General features: G+C 52.5%; 16 protein-coding genes (1 of these 16 only partly in view). 5 read left to right on the top strand and 11 right to left on the bottom strand.

What is annotated here, in order from left to right; translation table 11 throughout:
* On the bottom strand, positions 1-446 hold the 5' portion of the coding sequence (gene ilvN / locus ACJJIK_RS18000) for an acetolactate synthase small subunit (protein ID WP_282934340.1). 46 nt of this gene lie to the left of the window's left edge; 446 of the gene's 492 nt are visible here — the first part of the coding sequence; it begins with the start codon at positions 444-446; the stop codon falls past the left edge of the window.
* Positions 447-457: 11 nt separating this feature from the next.
* Positions 458-2,194 (bottom strand): acetolactate synthase 3 large subunit, encoded by a 1,737-nt coding sequence (locus tag ACJJIK_RS17995; protein WP_444929618.1) that lies wholly within the window; start codon positions 2,192-2,194, stop codon positions 458-460.
* 451 nt (positions 2,195-2,645) lie between these two features.
* Between ACJJIK_RS17995 and ACJJIK_RS17990 the strand changes: the two genes are divergently transcribed.
* The gene (locus ACJJIK_RS17990; RefSeq protein ID WP_444929617.1) at positions 2,646-3,119 is read left to right on the top strand and encodes a DUF4124 domain-containing protein; all 474 of its coding nucleotides are present in this window, start codon (positions 2,646-2,648) and stop codon (positions 3,117-3,119) included.
* A gap of 31 nt (positions 3,120-3,150) precedes the next feature.
* Here ACJJIK_RS17990 and ACJJIK_RS17985 read toward each other — a convergent pair whose 3' ends face one another.
* Together ACJJIK_RS17985 and ACJJIK_RS17980 are read right to left on the bottom strand one after the other, a co-directional pair.
* Positions 3,151-4,227 (bottom strand): DUF4785 family immunoglobulin-like domain-containing protein, encoded by a 1,077-nt coding sequence (locus ACJJIK_RS17985; protein ID WP_444929616.1) that lies wholly within the window; start codon positions 4,225-4,227, stop codon positions 3,151-3,153.
* 32 nt (positions 4,228-4,259) lie between these two features.
* Entirely contained in the window at positions 4,260-5,477 is a 1,218-nt protein-coding gene (locus tag ACJJIK_RS17980) for a hypothetical protein (RefSeq protein WP_444943477.1), read from the bottom strand.
* Between the two features lie 254 nt (positions 5,478-5,731).
* Between ACJJIK_RS17980 and ACJJIK_RS17975 the strand changes: the two genes are divergently transcribed.
* A complete protein-coding gene (locus ACJJIK_RS17975) occupies positions 5,732-6,796 on the top strand; it encodes a helix-turn-helix domain-containing protein (protein ID WP_444929614.1) in 1,065 nt (354 codons plus the stop codon).
* Between the two features lie 14 nt (positions 6,797-6,810).
* Here the strand turns inward: ACJJIK_RS17975 and ACJJIK_RS17970 are convergent, their stop codons facing one another.
* The 5 genes from ACJJIK_RS17970 to rluD all read right to left on the bottom strand — a co-directional run bounded on the left by ACJJIK_RS17970 (position 6,811) and on the right by rluD (position 15,880).
* Entirely contained in the window at positions 6,811-9,873 is a 3,063-nt protein-coding gene (locus ACJJIK_RS17970) for an efflux RND transporter permease subunit (protein ID WP_444929613.1), read from the bottom strand.
* A gap of 18 nt (positions 9,874-9,891) precedes the next feature.
* The gene (locus tag ACJJIK_RS17965; RefSeq protein WP_444929612.1) at positions 9,892-10,926 is read right to left on the bottom strand and encodes an efflux RND transporter periplasmic adaptor subunit; all 1,035 of its coding nucleotides are present in this window, start codon (positions 10,924-10,926) and stop codon (positions 9,892-9,894) included.
* A 273-nt stretch (positions 10,927-11,199) separates the two neighbouring features.
* Positions 11,200-13,803, bottom strand: coding sequence for an ATP-dependent chaperone ClpB (clpB, locus tag ACJJIK_RS17960; protein ID WP_444929611.1), 2,604 nt, complete (start codon positions 13,801-13,803; stop codon positions 11,200-11,202).
* 281 nt (positions 13,804-14,084) lie between these two features.
* Positions 14,085-14,852: a peptidoglycan editing factor PgeF gene (gene pgeF / locus ACJJIK_RS17955; RefSeq protein ID WP_444929610.1), complete on the bottom strand. Its 768-nt coding sequence runs from the start codon at positions 14,850-14,852 to the stop codon at positions 14,085-14,087.
* Positions 14,853-14,926: 74 nt separating this feature from the next.
* Positions 14,927-15,880, bottom strand: coding sequence for a 23S rRNA pseudouridine(1911/1915/1917) synthase RluD (gene rluD / locus ACJJIK_RS17950; RefSeq protein ID WP_444929609.1), 954 nt, complete (start codon positions 15,878-15,880; stop codon positions 14,927-14,929).
* 118 nt (positions 15,881-15,998) lie between these two features.
* Between rluD and ACJJIK_RS17945 the strand changes: the two genes are divergently transcribed.
* Positions 15,999-16,931 carry an outer membrane protein assembly factor BamD gene (locus ACJJIK_RS17945; protein ID WP_444929608.1) on the top strand — a complete coding sequence of 311 codons (933 nt, stop codon included), beginning with the start codon at positions 15,999-16,001 and terminating at the stop codon, positions 16,929-16,931.
* A gap of 56 nt (positions 16,932-16,987) precedes the next feature.
* Here ACJJIK_RS17945 and ACJJIK_RS17940 read toward each other — a convergent pair whose 3' ends face one another.
* Positions 16,988-18,616 (bottom strand): NAD+ synthase, encoded by a 1,629-nt coding sequence (locus ACJJIK_RS17940; RefSeq protein WP_444929607.1) that lies wholly within the window; start codon positions 18,614-18,616, stop codon positions 16,988-16,990.
* A 92-nt stretch (positions 18,617-18,708) separates the two neighbouring features.
* Between ACJJIK_RS17940 and ACJJIK_RS17935 the strand changes: the two genes are divergently transcribed.
* Positions 18,709-20,289 carry a sensor histidine kinase gene (locus tag ACJJIK_RS17935; RefSeq protein ID WP_444929606.1) on the top strand — a complete coding sequence of 527 codons (1,581 nt, stop codon included), beginning with the start codon at positions 18,709-18,711 and terminating at the stop codon, positions 20,287-20,289.
* Positions 20,290-20,398: 109 nt separating this feature from the next.
* Positions 20,399-21,802, top strand: coding sequence for a sigma-54-dependent transcriptional regulator (locus tag ACJJIK_RS17930; protein ID WP_444929605.1), 1,404 nt, complete (start codon positions 20,399-20,401; stop codon positions 21,800-21,802).
* Between the two features lie 47 nt (positions 21,803-21,849).
* On the opposite strand, the gene ACJJIK_RS17925 is transcribed toward ACJJIK_RS17930, so the two are convergent.
* Entirely contained in the window at positions 21,850-22,281 is a 432-nt protein-coding gene (locus ACJJIK_RS17925) for a type IV pilin protein (protein ID WP_444929604.1), read from the bottom strand.
* Positions 22,282-22,287 lie beyond the last annotated feature (6 nt).

The raw sequence follows: 22,287 nt of genomic DNA, 5'->3' as shown, positions 1-22,287 counted from the left end.
GATCGCACCACTTCCATAATTGTGTGCTCCCCCAATGCCTGGAGGAACGCATCGAGTTTTTCACCGGTTCCAGCCACCTGTACCGTGTACATGCTGCTGGTCACATCGACGATCTGCCCGCGAAAAATATCGACACTGCGCTTCACTTCATCGCGCTGGGCACCATTGGCTCGCACTTTCACCAACAGCAATTCCCGCTCGATATGGGAGCCCTCCGTGAGGTCCACCAATTTCACAACATCGATAAGCTTGTTTAGGTTTTTGGTAATTTGTTCAATCTTGTGGTCATCGCCAATTGTCACCAAAGTAAGACGCGATAGCGTCGCATCCTCCGTGGGCGCCACAGTAAGGCTCTCAATGTTGTAGCCGCGCTGGGAAAATAAGCCGACAACCCGGGACAGGGCTCCGGGTTCATTTTCCATCAGAACCGAAATTATTCTACGCATCGCCTCCCCCTTTAAGTTCGCTCAGTTTTGCTCAGCCACATGTCACGCATAGAGCCGTTCGGCATCACCTGCATGGGATAAACGTGCTCAGATGGATCGACGTAAACATCGATAAATACTGTGCGATCTTTAATGGCAAAAGCCTCTTGCAACTTATTGTGAAGCTCTTCACGGCGCTCGATTTTCACTCCGACATGACCGTAGGCCTCGGCGAGCTTCACAAAGTCGGGCAGCGACTCCTCGTAAACACTGTTGGACAACCTCCCCTCGTACTGCATCTCCTGCCACTGTTTCACCATGCCCAGGGCCTGGTTGTTGAGACAGAGAATTTTTACTGGCAAGTGGTATTGGGTGGCCGTAGAGAGTTCCTGAATACACATCTGGATACTGCCCTCACCGGTTACGCACACAACCTCTTTATCGGGGTGGGCTATTTTCACCCCCAGTGCAGCTGGCAGACCAAATCCCATGGTTCCCAGGCCGCCGGAGTTAATCCAGCGACGCGGCTTGTCAAAGAGGTAGTACTGCGCAGCAAACATCTGGTGCTGCCCTACATCAGAGGTGACAAATGCATCACCTTCGGTAATGTCATACACCGCCTTGATAACATCCTGCGGCATAATCAGAGCACCATCGGTCTGATAACGGGGGGCGGCATACAGGCCGTGGCGCTCGCGCCAATCATCGATTTGACGCCACCAATCGACAATCGCGGAGTGATCCGGCTGTTCATCGCTGGCTTTCAGCGCTTCGAGCATCTCCCCGAGAACAGACTGAACTGTTCCAACAATCGGGATATCGGCCACTATCGTTTTAGAAATCGAAGCCGGATCGACATCGATATGAATAATTTTGGCACCGGGACAAAATTTGCTCGGGGTATTAGTGACCCGGTCATCAAAGCGCGCCCCCACTGCCAAAATCACATCGGCATGGTGCATGGCCGTATTCGCCTCAAAGGTGCCGTGCATACCGAGCATACCGAGAAAGCGCCGGTCGCTACCGGGAAATGCCCCGAGCCCCATTAAAGTATTCGTCACGGGGTAATTCAGTTGTTTGGCCAGTGCAGTGAGCAGCTCGGCCCCCTCCCCCTGCACCACCCCACCACCGGCATAAATGACCGGGCGGCGAGCAGAGAGCAGCATGGCAACGGCTTTGCGTATTTGACCGCTGTGCCCTTTACCTGCGGGGGTGTAGGAGCGCATGCGCAGCTTTTCGGGATAGCGGTAGGGAAAACGCTCTGCCGGGTTGGTGACATCTTTCGGGATATCGATCACAACGGGACCGGGGCGGCCGGTATTGGCAATAAAAAATGCCTTTTTAACTACCGTGGGAATATCCTCAGCACTCTTGACTAAGAAACTGTGCTTTACGATCGGGCGCGAGCAACCGACCATATCCGTTTCCTGGAAGGCATCCTCACCGATCTTATCCCGGGGTACCTGGCCGGAGATCACCACCATCGGAATAGAATCCATATACGCCGTTGCGATACCGGTAATTGCGTTTGTCGCGCCGGGACCCGATGTCACCAGTACGACGCCCGCCTTTCCTGTGGATCGCGCATAGCCATCGGCAGCATGGGTCGCCCCCTGCTCGTGGCGCACGAGAATATGCTTCATCGACTTCTGCCGAAAAATAGCATCGTAGATATGTAACGCTGAGCCGCCCGGGTATCCAAAAATCAGATCCACCCCTTCATCCTGCAGCGCGCGAACCAACATATCGCCGCCGGAAAGTAATTCCACTTGAGTCTCCTCAATTTTCCTGTTTTGTAGGATAGCCATCACCAGAGAACGTATAAAACACCGAATAGCAAGAATGCCAAACGGCAATTATAGGGGAAAATGGTGACAAATATCAGCCTGTTGCGTGTTTAACTGCCGATTTTTAGGATGAACTGATCGCACATAAACACCTAACCCAAAATGAAGCCGCACGGGTTCACAGTCGGGCTAGCAGGCCTCCAGGGGTGAGGAGGACCACTCAGTGGAATTTCGATGGGGGGTGTCCCACCGGGGTAGACTCAAAACCACGGGTGTGCGGTGAAATCTAGTCACTGAGTAAACCCCCGATTTTGCCAACTGAGCCCTAGCTGTCAATAGGTGTCGGTGAAAGTGTTAAGACAGTTACAGGAAAAGCTGCCAGTATCGGTACAATGGGGAAACGGAAGGAATACCAACACAAGGGGTAACCACCATGCGCATCCTGCTGGCACTATTGATCGCAGTAACAACAACCGCCGCTCACGCCGATGGTATCTATAAATGGGTAGATGAGGATGGCGTTGTCCATTTTGGCGAGCAGCCGCCGGGCAATACTTCGGTGGACGTTATCCAGAAACCCAAGTCTGAGCGCTATAAAAAGTGGGAAGCCGAACAGGAGGCGATCACCGCACACAGCACAAAGGCGCATATCTCTCCAGTAGCTCCACAAGCCGAGCGGTCCAGTGCCGAAGAGCAGCAGCGGCAGCAGCAAGAGGCCAAGGCTAAAGCCGAGGCCGCCGCAAAACGGGCCGAACTCTGTAGTGCCTACCAAAAGAACCTTAAGAGTCTGACCACGCACGCACGAGTGCGCGAAAAAGATAAAGAGGGAAATTATCGCAGACTCGGAGAAGATGAGCGCCAGGAGCGCATAGCCAAGGCCCGCGAACAGATCAAAAAGAACTGCTAGTTCTCCTTCCGGCGCTCGCAGGCCACTCCCCCTACAACTCCCGGTAGGGGGTATCGGTAAATTGATCCAGGCTATAGCGCTCGGTGTAATAGCCGGGCGCAAAGGCGGCATCCCTGGCCATCGGCACCGTCACCCGGGCGATACTCAATTGTTTCACCAGGTAGGGGCCATCCTGCCCAGCGTCGCGAATTAACAGCCCGTAAAACTCCAGCGGAATCCAGTGACGCCCCACCGCCAGCTCTGCGGCATGCTGGGTAGTACCGATCGGAGATTGCTCATCGTTATACAGGGAGCCCTGAAAATAGTAGCGCCCCTCTCTGCTGATCTCGACTTCCGCCTCAACCAGCAGGTTGCCATCGGCGGTAACGGAGTCCCGCAGAGCCCCGGTATAGCTTCCCGTATCCTCAGAGAGGGTAAAGGCTGCCGCATCCCGCAGACCGTCGATATCCGTATCCACAATGACCTTAAAGATACCCGCTTCCAGCACCTGACCATTAAAGGAGCCCGCCTCCATCAGCGCCTCGTAGACCAAGTCTCCATCTGAGTCGCTAAAGGTCAGGGTACCCACAACCTGCTGATCCTCGTAAACCAGCAGCGCTGTCAGGTCAGCATTTACCCGATCTCCATCGCTGTCGGCCTGATAAGCAAAAACCCGGACTGTATCGCCGCGCAAATAAAATTTTTCATCCGTCCAGAGAGTCAGTGAGTCCCCTTCCTCGCTGTGGGTGGTTCTTTCATCCACAGCAAAGGTCTGGGTAATCGGGTCCTGCTCTGGGGTCTTAATCGCCCGATTTTTCGGCGGATAGCGATGGAAGCGGGCCAGATCTGAGAGCATAGACTGGTGTAACTCGGTCTTGTTGGGCAAGGCCTCGATGCCCTTCCAGAGTTTGACCGACTGCTCTTCTTGCGGCTCCGCCTCCAACACCTCAACAGTGTCGGACTTATGGGTCCGGATAGATCTCACTTCCGCCTTAGCTTTGGCAACGACCGCAGGTGCCACCTCCCGATCATCGGACAGGGCCCAGTAGCCCACAATCCCGACAGTAACAGCTAAAACACCCCAGGCTGCCAGCTGAGCCTTTGAGCGACCTTTATTGGATGTGGACATCAACACCTCCGAAGCCTTTTATTTATTGTTAGTTAATTTGTGCAGGCTGAAATTCTTCCCGCGCTATTCTTCCCAGAGCCACAGTCCAACCCATCGGGAATTGAGTCGTAGTCGGGGGATAAAATACCACCGTTGCGCTGCGCATCGTGGTCCGTATGGATACTGGCCAAGTTGTAGGATCGAGCCGTACCCTTGTTGTCGTTGTCACAAGAAAATATCGCACTGTCGTAAGCTACGCCTAGCAGGGTTTCATATTCTTTCAGGTTTGACCACAGGCTGCGCTTGGCAGATCCGGAACAGTTCATTTGCGAGGCCAAATTGATATAGCCGTCATCCTCACCATTTAGCAGCAGAGAAGTTGCACTTTCCAGGCCCGGGAAAGTCGCATAGCCGCCAATGGTATATACCGGCGCAGCGAGATTGTCCCCGATATAATTTCTTACCGTATAGACATCATTAGTCTGCATATAGCGAACTGCCGAGCACTCACGCCCTAAAAAAAGCTCATTGGCCAAATCGTCATACCAACTACCATTACATATCCGGTCAACGCCCTCTGTACCGGTAATTGCGCCCCCGGTAGTAAAGATTGCGGCAACACCACTGATAGCCGAGTCAAAATCTACACCGACTGCGTAACGCTCATTAAGTCCGGCAACTTGAACCTCCTCCTCAACGGTTTCACAGAGCGTACTGCCATACCAAGTTGTAGAGCAGGTCTCAACTTGTTGAATTTCTGTGTTGCTATCAAATTGACTGTAGGCGCGATTGTAGTACGGAGAACCCTCAACAGCGTTGCCGGCGATATACACCATTTGAGCGGCGCCCTGACTGTGGGAAATAACCCAGAAAGTATCGCCCGCTGAGCACTGGTTATCGTGCTCAAAACGATCCCCCCGACCTGCGCGGATCTCTATAATCTGACGAGCAATTTCCCCGGCGGTCTCATCGTGCCAATAGGGGTATTCGCCTTCATCGGTTGAGTTATACCCGACAACACCATAGTTACCGCCATCAACCAGTAACTGCTCAATAAAATCACTGTTTGAATATTCGTCGAAAACCGCCTCACTCCAATAATCCAGTGCCGGCTGCACCAGACTCCCATCACTGTCCACACTCACTGTGTGCCCTTCGACTCCATGTCCATGAACCAGGATATAGCAATTTTCTGCTACCGCTGGTGAAGCGCCAATTATCCCTGAGAAAAAAATTGACAGGCTTAAACCCAGCCGCTTAGACAGAGCCATTGTTGTTTTCCTTAATTGCTTTCGCCAGTAGCAACTCTTGTGACCGAAGAGTTTTGACAATCTAAATAACGCGATGTCGCGCAAACTCAGAAAACTTATCCTCTAGACTCTGTTTTAGAATAGGATTAATGGCGCCATAAGGGGGTCATATCCGCCACGCGAAGCGACCAATTCGTCATATACTGCAAATTGTATTCGTGGTTTAAGGCGCCTTTGCTATGATGCCGACAACGCCACCCGGACGGCCGTAAGTCATGAGAGACCAAAATAAAAATATGTCCGGCCATGCCGGCGTGCCCAAAATTTTTGCCCCCTACTTTGTGGTAGCCGCAGCTAGGCTGGGCATCCCAGCAGAGAGGCTCATCGAGCAATTACCATTCTCATTTAGCTGGCATCCAGAGGAGAGCGAATGGCTCAATTACAGTGAATTCAATGCGCTAATTGAAAGCATCCTGGCCCTGTCCCCCGTGACTTCACCGGGACTTAGCTTTAGTCGCTTTCCCATTATGCTCTGGCTGGAAGAGACCATTATCGAAGCTCAGCCCTCTTTGAGGCGGCCGAGGGAGATTTTTCGCCCCGCTGAAATCGTACTCTCACAGACCCTGGCACCCTTTCTGCGCTTTCAAACTTACCAGCAAGCGGATGCAGAGGTGCTCACTCTCAGCTGGCAGCAAGAGTTATTTAGTGCTCGCGTGAATCACTTTATCGCCGAGATGCTGATGAGCCGTGCCGTCGATCTGTTGCGCACCCTGAACCCGAGGTTTCCCGAGGTACAGGGATTAAAACTGCGCGGTGAAAAGCCAGAGGATGACTCTATCCACCAGAGAATATTTCAGTGTCCGATTGAATTTTCTGCGGATGAAAATGCGGTTATCCTGGCGCCTCAGACCCTGGATTTCCCCATCCCCAGCTACCATAAACTTTTGCGCAACCAGAGCCGAAATATTTTAAAGGCCGTCTTACACAATACATTAAGCAGTTATAATCTGGCCGCCAGCTTGCGCGCCTGGCTCGAAAAGCATCTGCTCGATGAGGAAATCACGATCAAACAGGCCGCTGCACACTTCCGTACCAGTGGCCGCACTTTACAGCGCAGGCTGAGAGAACAGGGGGTCACCTTTCAGCAGCTTAAAGACAGTGTGACCCTCTCGCTCACCAAACAACTACTTCTTTCGACCAAGGATTCTGTCGAAAGCATCGCCGTACAACTTCACTTTGCCGAACGGGCGGTATTTACACGCTTTTTTAAAAAACATGAAGGCGTCACCCCCTCTGAGTTTCGCCGCAGTAATGTCGGCAGGGACGCTTTCGAAGCGTAAACCCCGATAAAAAACTAAGGGCGGGCAAGCCCGTCGGCAAAATCCCGCCCCAGATAGACATACATCACCGGTACGACAAATAAAGTAAACAGGGTTCCTACTGTCATGCCGGTCGCCACTACCAAGCCCATAGCAAATCTCGCCCCACCTCCCGGCCCCGAAGCGATAAGCAAGGGAACCATGGCCAGCACCAGGGATACCGTAGTCATCAGTATCGGCCGCAGGCGAATTGAGGTGGCCTGCTCTATCGCTAAGCGTTTATCCAGTCCTGAAATTTGCAGCTTATTCGCAAACTCCACAATCAGAATGCCGTGTTTGGAGATGACGCCAATTAAAGTCACCAGCCCCACCTGTGTGTAAATATTCAGGGTGGTCAACCCCAGACTGACAAAGATCATTGCACCGCAAACACTCATCGGTACAGTAACCAACATAATCAGCGGATCGCGCCAGGATTCAAATTGCGCCGCCAGGACCAGGTAAATGACGACTAGGGCAAAGAAAAAAGTCACGGTCAACTCAGACCCTTCCGTTTTAAATTGCCGCGACTGCCCCGAATAATCTATAGAGTATTCGATTGGCAAAACTTCTTTGGCCGCATCTTCCAACACCTGTAACGCTTCACCGAGTGTAATACCCGGGCGCGGCACACCGGAAATAGTCACTGAGTTTAACTGCTGGAATCGTTTTAACTGCTGCGGCTCTACCGTTTCTGTAAGTCTCACCAGTGTACTGACAGGGATCAGCTGGTTATTTGCCGCTCGAATATAATATTGGTCCAGCTGTGCTGGCGTAAGGCGCTCTACTCTCTCAACCTGGGGGATCACTTTATAGCTGCGATTATCCAGAGAAAAGCGGTTAACGTAGGCCCCGGATAACATAGCGCCCAGGTCTCGACTCAAGTCCACCATTTTTACCCCCATACTGGCGGCCTTCTCTCGATCAATTTCTATGACAATTTTTGGTTTATCAATTTTTAAATCCGAATCGAGAAAAATAAACTTTCGACTCTCCAGGGCCCGGGACATAATATCGTTCGCTACCAGTGCCAGATTTTCCATAGGCTCTGTAGCACCGACAACAAACTCAACCGGCAACTGTCCCCCCGCTGTCGGCAAGCTCGGGGGGACAACCACAGCTATTTTTAACCCCGCTATTTGCTCGACCTCCTTACTTATCAACTCCTGCATCTCTTCTGTATCGCGATTTCTATCTTGCCAAGGTGCCAGAACAAAACCGGCCACTGCATTGTTAGTGCTACTGCTGAAAGTACCCACGCCATTGAGCAGAAAAATATTCTCGACTTCTGCATATCTATCCGCAATCACTGTGAGCTCGCCACTGTACTGCTCAACATAATCCAATGTTGCATAGGCATCGGCCGTAGAAATGGTCAGAACGAGCCCCCGATCCTCTGTAGGTTCAAGCTCTTGCGGAGATGTTACAAATAGAAAATAACAGCTTATCAACACGATCAAGCCGAAAACCAATATCACCGGGCGCTCATCAAGGGATGCGTGCAGCGACCTCTCAAACTGCATCTGCAAGCGGGAGAATTGACGCTCCAACCAAATCTCAAAGCGCCCCCCACCCCCATCGCGGGATTTTAGAATTTTAGAAGCCATCATCGGTGACAGGGTAAGGGCGACAACCCCTGACAGCAGCACAGCTGCGGCTAAAGAAAACGCAAACTCGATAAATAGTGTGCCGGTTAAACCACCGAGAAAACCAATGGGAATATAAACTGCAATCAGTGTTGTAGTCATAGCAACGACCGGCCATGCCAGCTCGCGCGCCCCAACTATCGCAGCGTCTTTTGGCGACATTCCCCCCTCAATATGCCGATGGACGTTTTCCAGCACAATAATGGCATCATCAACGACAATACCAATTGCCAATACCATACTTAACAGCGTGAGCAAGTTGATGGAAAACCCCATCAGCAACATCAAAAAAAACGCTCCAACCAGAGAGAGAGGCAGTGCGATCGCGGGAATCAGTACACTGCGAATAGAACCGAGAAACAGGTAAATTACCAGAATCACAATCACTACAGCTTCGAGAATTGTCTCCACCACCTCTTTGATAGAGTCCTGAATATATTCAGTACTGTCGTAGGGAATCTCTCCGAGCATTCCCTGCGGCAGCTGGGGAAAAATCTTTTTCTCCAGCTCTTCGCGAACTTTCGTAATAACCTCCAGAGAATTGGCGTCGGGCGCCACTTCAACGGCGATAAAGGTCGCGGACTGTCCGTTAAAGGTAACCGAACTATCATAGGATTCAGCCCCCAGCTCTATCTCCGCAACATCCTCCAAACGCACAAGCCGATCTCCATCAGCTCGAACGATAAGCTGACGAAAATCCAACTGGCGGGCGATATCGGTGTCTGCACGTATTTCCAGTGCCACACGGGTGCCCTTGGTCGCCCCCACCGCCGACAGAATGTTATTCTCTGTCAGCGCGTCGGCAACATCCGCCGGTGTTACTTCCAGGGCCGCCATTTCCGCCGGTTTTAACCAAACTCTCATTGCAAAGGTACTATCGCCCAATAAACGCGCCCGCTGCACACCGGCTATAGTCGCCAGCTTAGGTTGGACCACGCGGGTTAAATAATCTGTAATTTGGTTATTCGCGAGGATATTGGAGGAAAAGGAGAGGTACATGGCAGCCGTGGTTTCTCCCAGCTGCATCTCCACACTGGAATCTTCCGATTCATCGGGCAACTCACTGCGCAATTTGTTAACCTTGGCTACTACCTGGGTTAGCACTTCGTTGGGGTTGTAATCAAAGCGCACGTAAACACTAATCGTCGAGAGCCCCTGCACACTGGTGGACACCATATAATCGATACCATCAGCCGTAGCAATCTCCTGCTCTAATGGCGTTGTTATAAAGCCCTGTACCAAATCAGAATCTGCCCCGACGTACACAGTAGTGACAGTGATTACTGCGTTTTCAAGCTTGGGATATTGCCGTACATTTAATTCGCCGAGCGACCTCAATCCCAATAAAAAAATAAACAAACTGACCACAGAAGCCAAAACCGGTTTGCGAATAAAGATTTCTGTGAAGTTCACAACCTACGGATTCCAACCTCAGCTATTTTCCGGTTTCGGGTTTATATTTTCTGGCGGCTGATTTTGATTGTTAATAATAGCCTTCTCACCGTTACGGAGTTTTAATAGACCACTACTGGCAACCGTATCACCCTCAAGTAATCCCTGGATAATTTCCACCAAATCCCCACGCTCTTCCCCCGTTTTCACAAAGCGCTTAACGGCCAGCATTTGCTTGTCATTTTCACCTGCCTCCAGTACAAACACGGCAACGCCGTAAGGCGCAAAAATTAATGCCGTTCTGGGAACAACAAGCACTCTCCTCTTTCTATCAATTTGTACGGACACCTCAGCAAACATACCTGGCCGCAAATGTCGCTTGGAATTTTTTAGGGTTGCCCGGACCAGAAAGTTTCGACTTGTATTATCGACCTGCGGCTCAACGGCTGTAATTTCCCCCGGGTAAGCGTTTTCAGGAAATGCATCTGTCGTCACGCTAACTGGCAGGTCCAACTCAACACTGGCGTAATTTTTTTCGGGCAAAGAGAAATCAACAAAGATCGGGGCGAGCTGCTGTAGGGAAACCACGTCATCACCAGGACTCACATTCTGTCCCAGGTCAACCTGTCGAATCCCCAGCACTCCACTAAAGGGCGCCACTATGACCCGCTGATTAATCGTAGCCCGCTGCACCTCAATATTTGCCAGGACCTGATCTAAAGTACTGCGTGCAGTATCCAAATCCGCATCAGTTGTCACGCCCTCATTATGTAACATCTTTGTACGAGCATAATTACGGCGAGCCAAACGCAGCTCAGCATCTAACACTTGCAGCTGTGCCCTCTCTGGCTCGGCAAATAGTTCCGCCAGTAAATCCCCTTTTTGTACGTACTGCCCGGACTTGAAGTGAATAGCGCTAACCACACCCTCGGCTTCGGTGGTTACCGCCACACCATTAATGGCCCGTATTGTACCGATCCCGCGTAGATCCTCCTGCCAGTATTGAACCTCCGCAGTCGCCGAAGTTACAGTGGCTGCTGGCACTGGCATATCGTCAAGAAATTGATTCAGCATATGCCTGCCCAATAGCTTAAAAGTGAAAACTCCACCGAAGAGCAAAAGGCACCCCAACAGCATTAGCCACATACGCTTACTGATATACGCCCCCCGTAAGAAGTTATTAATGATGAATTGAAACCGCTGTGAAATGGGAATCTCACTAGAACAACAGTGGCCACAGAGAAATCCATTGCCAACGGATCGGCGCACTTGTGAGTATAGAGGTGGGGAGATGGGTGACAGGACGGCCACAAGGGGTGCAAATAGTTTGCACCCCTTGGCAGTTATTTAGCGGAATACGGCTTTATCACCTTCAACCTCGGCATAAATTGTTGCTCCGGGAGCAAATTTGCCGGCGAGGACATCCTGGGCTAAGGGATTCTCCAGCCAAACCTGTATCGCGCGTTTTAGCGGGCGGGCGCCGTAGACGGGGTCAAATCCCACCTCTGCCAATTTATCCAGCAGATTTTGCGAAACGTCTAACTTCAAATCCCTCTCTGCCAGGCGTCTACAGAGTTGCTGCAATTGAATCTCTGCAATTGAGCGCACTTCCGCCTTATCCAGCGGATGGAAAACGACGACTTCATCGATGCGGTTGATAAACTCAGGCCTAAAGTGATTACCGACAACCTCCATTACCGCGCTTTTCATCTGTCGATAGTGGATTTCGGTATCCAAATCATCGCCATCTTCTACTGTCGCATACTTTTGAATTAAGTCAGAGCCCAAGTTGGAGGTCATCACCACGACCGTATTGCGAAAGTCTACCGTGCGCCCCTGGCCATCGGTCAGGCGGCCATCATCCAGAACCTGGAGAAGAATATTAAAGACATCGGGGTGCGCCTTTTCCACCTCATCCAGAAGCACCACAGAATAGGGCTTGCGCCGCACTGCCTCGGTTAAATAACCGCCCTCTTCATAACCGACATAGCCGGGAGGCGCGCCGATCAGGCGAGCGACGGAGTGCTTTTCCATAAACTCTGACATATCAATCCGCACCATGGCATCTTCCGTGTCAAAGAGGAATTGCGCCAAAGCCTTACAGAGTTCCGTTTTGCCTACACCGGTCGGACCGAGGAACAAAAACGAGCCGTTGGGTCGGTTGGGATCAGCCAGCCCGGCCCTGGAGCGGCGCACCGCATTGGCCACAGCTTCTACAGCCTCTCCCTGGCCAATCACGCGCTTGTGCAGTTCGTCCTCCATCCTGAGTAATTTTTCCCGCTCGCCTTCCAGCATTTTAGACACGGGAATACCCGTCCAGCGGGATACGACTTCGGCCACCTCTTCATCGCCGACCCGGTTGCGCAACAGGCGCGGCTCCTCAGAGACCTCTGCACTGGCGGCACTTTTAAGCTGCTGTTCCAGCTGCGGAATAACGCCGTACTGCAATTCTGACATTCTGGTAAGATCACCGGCGCGGCGGGCGGATTCCATATCGAGCTTGGCCTGCTCAAGCTTTTCCTTGAGATCGTGGCTGCCGGCGAGCTGCGCTTTCTCCGCTTTCCAGACCTCTTCGAGATCGGAGTATTCCCGTTCCAACTGCAAAATTTCATCTTCCAGTTTCGACAGGCGCTTTTTAGTGGCCTCATCACCGGTATCTTTTTTGACGGCCTCCCGCTCAATTTTTAATTGAATTAAACGGCGCTCCAGCTTATCCATAGACTCCGGCTTGGAATCGATTTCCATGCGTATTCGACTGGCAGCCTCATCGATAAGATCGATGGCCTTATCGGGCAATTGCCGATCGGTAATATAGCGCTGTGATAATTTAGTCGCGGCAATAATTGCAGAATCGGTGATATCGACACCGTGATGCACTTCGTAGCGCTCTTTTAAGCCGCGCAGAATCGCAATCGTATCCTCTTCTGTGGGCTCATCCACCAATACTTTTTGGAAGCGCCGTTCGAGCGCCGCATCTTTCTCTATATATTGCCGATATTCATCCAGAGTGGTGGCGCCGACACAGTGTAATTCACCGCGTGCCAGCGCGGGTTTGAGCATATTACCCGCGTCCATTGCCCCCTCAGCTTTACCGGCCCCCACCATGGTATGGAGTTCATCGATAAAGAGAATTATGCGCCCTTCCTGTTTGGATAATTCGTTGAGCACAGCTTTCAAGCGCTCTTCAAATTCTCCACGAAATTTTGCCCCGGCCAACAACGCTCCCAGGTCCAGGGAGAGGAGCCGTTTGTCCTTCAGTCCCTCCGGTACCTCGCCGTTGACAATACGCTGGGCGAGACCTTCGACAATGGCGGTTTTACCAACCCCCGGCTCACCAATCAGTACAGGGTTGTTCTTAGTGCGCCGTTGCAAGACCTGGATCGTCCGCCGTATTTCGTCATCGCGGCCAATCACCGGATCAAGTTTGCCCGCCAGGGCGCGCTCGGTCAGATCCAGCGTGTATTTATCCAGAGCCTGACGCGCTTCTTCCGCATTGGGGTCATCTACTTTTTCGTCACCGCGCACTTTTTTAATCGCTGCCTCTAACTGTTGAATATCGCCATTGGAACTTAAGATTTTAGAAATCTCTCCCGCTGCGGAATCGAATGCCGCCAATAGCACGGTTTCACTGGAAATAAAGCTGTCGCCATTTTTCTGGGCTCGCTTGTCCGTGAGATTCATTAGGCGCATTAATTCCTGCGACATTCCCACGTCGCCGGTGGGAGCCGTGACCCTGGGCAGGCTATCCAATCGCTTGGCCAGATCGTTGCGCAGCCCGTTGAGATTAAATCCGGCCTGGGACAGGAATGCGGGCACACTGCCATTGCTCTGATTGAGCAGGGCCAGAATCAGGTGTTCGGGATAAATTTGATTGTGGTCGCGCCCAACCGCCAGGGATTGCGCATCGGCAAATGCCGCCTGTAGCGGGTTTGTCATTCGGTCAATTCGCATGAACGAAACCTCTTTTACTCGGTTTTTTTGAAGCGCTGTAAAAGTGACGTCGATTTGCCCTTTACATTTGCGCTGCTGTTGAGAAGTAAAATAGGGACGCGGAACCGGTTTTCAATGATTTAAATCAATCGCGGCATTTATTCGATAAAAATTATTTTTGCGGCAATAGAATTGTTATATTTTGGACTGTTTAGTGGGGCGCGGGTCTTGCAATCCCCCACTCGCCCCCCAATAACTACTGGTGGCTTAGCGGATTCGCCCCAGCCACCAGAGCACTCTGCTTAGGGCCCCTCCCGCCAAATGAGCGATGCCATACGGCCGGTTACGCCCTCCCTGCGGTAGGAGAAAAACCGCTCCGATTCCGACAGGGTACAAAAATCGCCCCCGTACACATCAGCCACCCCCATCTCTGCCAGCTCCGCACGCGCCAGGGCATAAATATCCGTTAAAAAGTGCAGCGGTTTCTTTGCGTGCGGACGGAAACAACTGGCGATAGTTTCGGTGTGCCGACTGCTTAAGGCGTTTTCAAAGAATGCCTCAAGGACATCAATTCCGGTCTCAAAAGCCTCTGGGCCTATTGCTGGCCCCAGCCAAACCATCAGTTCCCCCGGATCGCATTCCATTGCCCTGACCGTATTGCGCAATATGCCAGCCGCCAACCCACGCCACCCTGCGTGGGCCGCAGCAACACGGCGACCACGCTTATCGCACAACAGAACCGGCAAACAGTCAGCCGTTAACACCGCGCAGACAATATCCTTTTGCACACTAAAACAGGCATCGGCTGTGCGAACCAAAGCATCATCACTCGCTTCGACCACCCTGTCGCTGTGGATTTGCTCCAGCCACTGCGGCTCCGATGGCAGCTTGAGCTCCTCTCTCAACTGCTGGCGATTGGCGACAACCGCCTGCTCTTTATCTCCCACGTGGGTTGCGAGGTTAAAAGAGGAGTAGTGGCCAGCACTGTGCCCCCCCGTGCGCAGTGTCACCGCCGCCCGCACCCCTGCGGGTGCGGGCCAATTCGGTATCAGGTAATGGTTGCTTGGCATTGAGATATCTTGCGTTACGAAATATTTCCTTTGGGCAACCCGCTATCGGTCCCCAGGCGAATTAAAGGTGCACCTCAGGACTCATCGGTGCGCAGCTGCTCCAGCAGCAGCTGCATATCAGTGGGCATTGGCGCACACCAATGCATGTCCTGTCCACTAGTCGGGTGCACGAGCGCGAGTTCCGCAGCGTGGAGGGCCTGCCGCGGGAAAGAGCGGAGGGCATCGACAAGATCCGCCGAAGCCTCGCGCGGCAGTTTCGGGCGGCCGCCGTACAGTGGATCTCCCACTAGTGGGTGCCGGATATGGGCCATATGTACCCGAATCTGATGGGTGCGGCCGGTTTCCAGTTTGCAGCGTAAGAGAGTGTAAGCGCTGTAGCGCTCCTGTACGCGATAATGGGTAATGGCCTCTTTGCCACCAAAGTCCAAAACGGCCATCTTGAGACGATTTTGGCGATGCCGGCCGATAGGCGCATCCACACGGCCGGCAGCGGTGATATATCCTTGGACCAGCGCATCATATTGTCGACTAACCGTTCTCTGCTTTAATTGGTCCACGAGGTGGGCCTGGGCAGCCAGGGTCTTAGCCACCACCATCAGACCGCTCGTGTCTTTATCCAGGCGGTGCACAATACCGGCGCGGGGGATCAGCTCCTGAGCGGGGTTGTGGTGGAGCAGGCCATTGAGCAAGGTGCCATCGGGGTTGCCGGCAGCGGGGTGGACGACTAAGCCCGCAGGCTTATTGACCACCAGCAGGCAGTCATCTTCGTACAGGATGTCCAGGTCGAGGTCCTGGGCCGCCCAGCTCCCCTGGGGCTCCAGCTCTGCGCGCAGCTGGATCAGCTCGCCGCCAAAGAGCTTTTCTTTGGCCTTGGCCGCCGCACCGTTGAGAGTGAGCTGGCCGCCTTTGATCCACGATTGCAGGCGCGCGCGCGAGAATTCGGGAATTAATTCGGCTGCGGCCTGGTCTAAGCGTCGACCGGCCATACTGGCAGGCACTTGGATATCTAATTTTAGGTGTTCAATCATTAATCAATTGCAAATACTTTGGGCAGCTCCGCGACTGTGGTTAAATGTCCGACGCGCCAGGTTAATACTGGTGGGTAGTTTAATAAGGTAGAGTGTAAGAATGATAGAGCGAGGGGCTATGCAGACTTGGAAAATGCTGTGGCTGGCCTTGGTGTCCGCAATACTGGTTGCCTGCGCCAACACAGATGATTCAGAAGTGGGCTTGCCCACCGGTGCTCGTACAGAGCAGGCCTACTACGAGATGGCCCAGCGACAGCTGCGAACCAGCCAATGGGATCTTGCGATCCGAAACCTGCGGGCCCTGGAGGATAACTTCCCGTTCGGCAACTATGCCGAGCAAGCTCAGCTCGAGCTGATCTATGCCTACTACCGCAACTATGAAAACGACGCTGCCATTGCCGCTGCGGACCGCTTTATCCGCCTGCACCCCCAGCACCGCAATGTCGACTACGCCTACTACATGAAAGGTCTATCCTCCTTCACTGAAGGCACAGGCCTGTTCGAGCGCTTTATGCCAACTGACTTGACCAGCCGCGACCCGGGTTCGGCGCGCGAGTCATTCGCTTATTTCTCCCAGCTGATGGCCCGCTACCCGGAAAGCCGCTACGCCTCCGATGCGCAAAAGCGCATGATCCATCTGCGCAATCTGCTGGCCCGCTACGAAGTCCACGTCGCCAACTACTACTTTAAGCGCGGCGCCTATCTGGCGGCGGCCAATCGCGGCCGCTACATCGTAGAAAACTTCCAGCAGACGCCCGCGATACCGGATGCCCTGGCAGTCATGGTTCAGGGTTACCACCTGATGGAGATGTCTGATCTCGAGGCCAATGCCCTGGACGTGCTGCGCAACAACTACCCCGAACACCCCGCCTTCAATAAAGACGGCACCTTTAACTACAAATTTTACAAGGGCCCCAGCGGTCGCAGCCTGGTACACCGAGCCACCCTGGGTCTGTTTGAGAAGTCCGACCCGCGCGGCTTTGACAGCCGAGAGCTCTACAACCCCGAGTACAACCGCAGTGAGACGCCGCTGCCCCCAGAGCTTCTGTAACCTTTCTATTTCAGCAGAAACGGCGCCACTCGGCGCCGTTTCTAGTTTTAAGCGGGCTAGTCGCCCAGTTTCCAACCATTGGTGATTGGATAGCGGCGGTCCCGTCCAAATCCTCGCTCAGAAATACGCACGCCGACAGCCGCTTGGCGCCGCTTGTACTCATTGCGCCCCACCAACCTGACCACACGTTCCACATCCTGCCTGCGAAAACCCCGATGAATAATCTCCTCGGCACTGCGATCCTGATCCACGTACAGATTGAGGATTTGATCCAGAATTTCATAGGGCGGCAAGCTGTCGGAGTCCACCTGGTCCGGGGCCAGTTCAGCACTGGGCGGGCGGGTAATTACCGTCTCGGGAATCACTTCGGAAATGGTGTTGCGGTAACGCGCCAACTCGAACACCAGTACCTTGGGAACATCTTTCAGGGCATTGAACCCGCCGACCATATCGCCGTATAGAGTGGCATAGCCAACCGCCATCTCGCTCTTGTTACCGGTCGTCAGGACCATAGCGCCCTTTTTATTGGAGATGGCCATCAAAAGCACTCCTCGGGAGCGGGCCTGGAGATTCTCTTCGGTGGTATCTCTCTCGCAACCGGAAAACTCCTCGGCCAGCGCCCCCATAAACGAATCAAAAATGGGCTCGATACTAATTTCCCGGTAGTGAACCCCCATTCTTTCGGCCTGATCGGCGGCATCGCCTTTACTGAGGTCTGAGGTGTAGCGAAATGGCATCATGACCGCTTCGACCCGCTCCTTGCCCAGCGCATCCACTGCAACCGCCAGGGTCAGTGCCGAGTCAATACCACCGGACAGGCCCAGTACGACACCATTGAAACCATTCTTATTCACATAGTCTCGTACACCAAGTACCAGGGCCTGGTACACGGAAGCCAAGTCGCTCAACGGAGAAGCCATCTCCGCTGGAAGTACGGTCAAAGCTTGATCCTGTGGAGAGACAGAAACGGACAATAACTGCTGTGCAAACTCCTCAGCCCTGGCACAGAGCTGGCCCTCGGCATCGACCACAATCGAGCCGCCATCAAACACCAGCTCATCCTGGCCGCCACACCAGTTCACATAGGCAATGGGAACCCCAGCCGCCCTAGCCTGCCTGGAGAGCAGCTCCAATCTCTGCTGGGCCTTGCCCCGGTGGAATGGTGAGGCATTGATATTGAGGATCAGCTGAGCTCCTGCATCCACTGACTGCTGGATCGGCTCTGGATACCAGATATCCTCGCAGACACTGAGCCCTACAGAAATTCCCTTGATCTCTACAACACAGGGGGTTGCGCCGGGCTTAAAATAACGTTTTTCATCGAATACCTGGTAGTTGGGCAACTTCTGCTTGGCATACTCTGCGACCAGCTCTCCCGCAACGATAACCCCCGCCATATTGAACATGCTGCCATCGAGCAATTTCGGGTAGCCCACAACAATGGCACAGGGCAAATCTGCTGCTTTGAGCTGCTCCAATGCCGCATCGATACGAATCTGCATGCTGGGTCGCAACAGGAGGTCTTCGGGCGAGTATCCACACAGGGTCAATTCTGGAAAGAGCACCAAATCAGCGCCTAACTCGCGGTGCGCCCGGCGCGCAGTTTCTATCACCTGTTGGGTGTTGCCGGGAATATCTCCAACCAGGGAATTGATTTGTGCCAGCACTAGCTGCAAAGTAGACATCGTTGAACCTCGGACATGACAGGCCGCTATTGTAACCCTATCGAAGTCACAACCGCAGCGGCTCACCACTACAAGAATACCGGGCACCTACAGTGAGCAGTTCCCAGACATCCCCCTTACAGCACCACGAACTCCTGCGAATTAGCGCAATATACCGGGTCGCAATAGCCCTGGTTTTATTGGGTGTGTTTTTCTCAGATATCGGGGAGGGCTCCCTCGGTGAGCAGTTACCCACCCTGTTTGTCTATACGACATCCGCCTATGCCCTACTCAATACCGGCTGGCTACTGTTTCTGCGCCAAAAAGCCTACCAGACCAATAGCGGTCAGGTCGGCATCATTTTGGGCTGCGATACCCTGGTCTTCCTATTACTCATTGAGGCCAGCGGGGGGCTGAACTCCGGCCTGGGCTACCTGCTTTTGATCAGCTGCTGTATCGGTGCCATTCTACTGGATAGGCGCCTGAGCGTATTTTTTGCCGCTATGGCCAGCCTGGGGGTCATTACCCTCCAGCTCTATCACCTCCTATCCGGCTCCGGCTCCAGTCAGGATATCGTTTCTGCGGGAGGACTGGGCTTACTGATGTTTGTAACCGTCAGTGCGATCCAATATTTGTCCGAGCGCATCCGCAAAGCCAACCTTCGCGCAGATCAACAGAGCCGGCAGGCGGCACACCTTCAGCGTCTCGCCCAGCAAATTATTGAGCGGATGAGCACCGGTGTCCTTGTTATAGGCCCCTCCTACAAGCCGGAATTGATCAACCAAGCTGCGAAGCGCTTGCTAGACAACCAATTAGATACCCCCCACAACCCCCATCGCGAGCTGCGAGAAAAAGTAAGGGAGTGGCGCAAGTACAACAGCCAAAGCAATATCCTGATACCGGCCAAAAGTGGAGATGAATTGCATGCGAGCTTCTCGGAATTGCGCCACGATACAGGTCACAGCACACTGGTTTTCCTCGAGGACAACCGCAAGCTGACAGAGGCCGCCCAAAAGCTAAAGCTCGCCTCCCTCGGCCAGCTCACCGCCTCAATTGCCCATGAAATACGCAATCCCTTAGCAGCGATTAAACACGCCGCACAACTGCTATCCGAGTCCCCCCAGCTTAAAGAGGAGGACCGCCAGCTGACCGATATCATCTGTCGCCAAAGCCAGCGTATTAATCAGATCATTGAAAATGTGATGGAACTCTCTCGCAGACGAGCCAGTTCGACCCAAAAACATGAACTGGGGGCATGGCTCAAGCAATTTCTAATAGATTTCAATGCCGGGCGAACCGATAACACCATAGAGCTGGATATTTCAGAAAAAGCCCTGCCAGTACACTTTGACTCTGCGCAGCTGGCACAAGTTATCACCAATTTAACCGACAATGCCCTACAGCATTCAAAGCTTTCCGCAGGAAGAAACCACGCCACTATTTGCGCTTACTACAATGTAGAGCGGGGCTGTACCGTACTCGACATTAAAGACCTTGGCAGCGGCGTCCCTAAAGAGCTTCTCGATCAGATATTTGAACCCTTTTTCACTACCGGTCAAAACGGCAGTGGCCTAGGCTTATATATTGCCCGAGAACTCTGTCAGGCTAATAACTTAAGCCTCTACCATTGCCGCAGTAGTGATAACAAAAGCTGCTTTAGGGTCGAATTTGCCCACAATGAAGAGGTTTCTTGATCTGGCTCAGAGATTTTTTAACCTCTAAGCCATTATATTTTAGAGAATTCTGACATAATTACAGCCGTACACGACTCAATCACTTCAGCCCAACAGAAGACAGAAAATAATGCGACCGCTGGCACTGGTTGTTGATGACGAACCAGATATTTGCAACTTAATTAGCCTGACTCTTAAGCGCATGGATGTAGACTGCCATAGCGCGGGAACACTCGCGCAAGCTAAGGAGTTACTCAATAACAATAGCTATCAATTTTGTCTCACCGACTTGCGTTTGCCGGATGGTGACGGCTTGCAGCTGGTTGAGTACCTGCAAAAGAACATTGAAACGGACTTGCCCATAGCAGTCATTACCGCCCATGGAAATATGGATAGTGCCATTAAAGCACTTAAGCTCGGTGCTTTTGACTTTGTTAGCAAGCCCGTGGACCTGGAGCGTTTGAGAAACTTAGCTCAACTTGCCCTCCGCTTGAACCAGCAACATATCTCCGAGTCTTGTCAGAGTGACACAGGGCTGCTATTGGGCCAGGCAGACAATATGCAGGCATTGAGGGGACAGCTGGCAAAGGTGGCACGCAGCGATGCGCCTATCTATATCAGTGGTGAATCGGGATCGGGCAAGGAACTGGCCGCTCGCTCCATTCATCAACAAGGTGCCAGAGCAGATAAACCCTTTGTCGCTATTAACTGTGGAGCCATTCCAAAAGAGTTAGTAGAAAGTGAATTTTTTGGCCATAAAAAAGGCAGTTTTACGGGTGCCTATAAAGATAAAGCGGGTCTATTACAGAGTGCCGAGGGAGGCACTTTATTTCTCGATGAAGTCGCAGACCTCCCTCTCGATATGCAGGTCAAATTGCTGAGGGCCATACAGGAAAAATCCATTCGCCCTATTGGCTCAAACCAGGAAGTCCCCATTGATATTCGCATTTTAAGTGCGACCCATAAGGACTTGGCCTGCGAAGTGGCAGAGGGGCGTTTTCGCAGCGACCTCTACTATCGAATCAATGTGATAGAGATTTCCATCCCGCCACTGCGCGATCGCATTGAAGATATCCCCGTCCTAGCCAGGACTATTATGCAAAAGATAGCGAGGAAATCTGGCTTACCCCGCCCCCAGATACATCCCCAGGCCATGGCCGCGCTCAAGAAATTTCATTTTCCTGGCAATGTTAGGCAGCTAGAAAATATTCTAGAGAGGGCTTTCACGCTATGTGAAAACGAAGAAATCAAAGAGGCCGATCTCAAGCTGGAGCAAAACACACCGTCAGATCAAGGCAACCCTGAATCCCCACCCCTCCCCACTACAACTCATTCCCATACAATCCCAAGCCAAGAGCTCTTCGATTCCTCTCAGCACAGTACAATTGATGATTTTTTGCAGGAAATTGAAAAAGAGATTATAGAAAATGCGCTGAGCAAGACCCGCTGGAATAGAACTGCGGCTGCTGAACGGCTCGGTATCAGTTTTCGCTCACTGCGCTACCGTCTAAAAAAGCTCGGGCTAGAGACCTAAGCTGAAAAATGAGTAGCTCCATTGGGAGCTACTCACGCTTGATTAACTCACCAACAATCGCTGCCACTGGAGCCCGTAGCGCCCTTTACACCGGACTGAGTTAAAGAAAAACTGCCACAGTCACTATCTCCAGCCTGCACAGAGCCCGACTGCGGTGCCGCAGTCAGTGTATAAGTTGTCGCTGTTAGAGCACCTGAAATTGAATAGTAATTATTTTCAGTTGCAAGTGTTGCCCCACCACTTATTGCCGTTGCCACAGAGCAGTTTGCATCGTTATAAGCGCTATAAGCGGTAAAGCAGCGCTGTAAGCGCTGCGCCACGTCATTCAGTTCCACTTTTGCTTCGGAACGATTGCTCTTGCGCACAGAGTCCATATAGGATGGGTAAGCAATTGCCGCGAGTATTCCCACTACCGCAACAACAATCATGATTTCAATTAAAGTAAATCCATAATATCTACTGAAACTTGGCTTTTTCATTAGAAC

The sequence above is a fragment of the Microbulbifer regidiadema (SeqCode) genome (assembly GCF_052466995.1).
The sequence above is the reverse complement of the archived record's forward strand: the minus strand, read 5'-3'. Positions and strand labels throughout refer to the sequence as shown.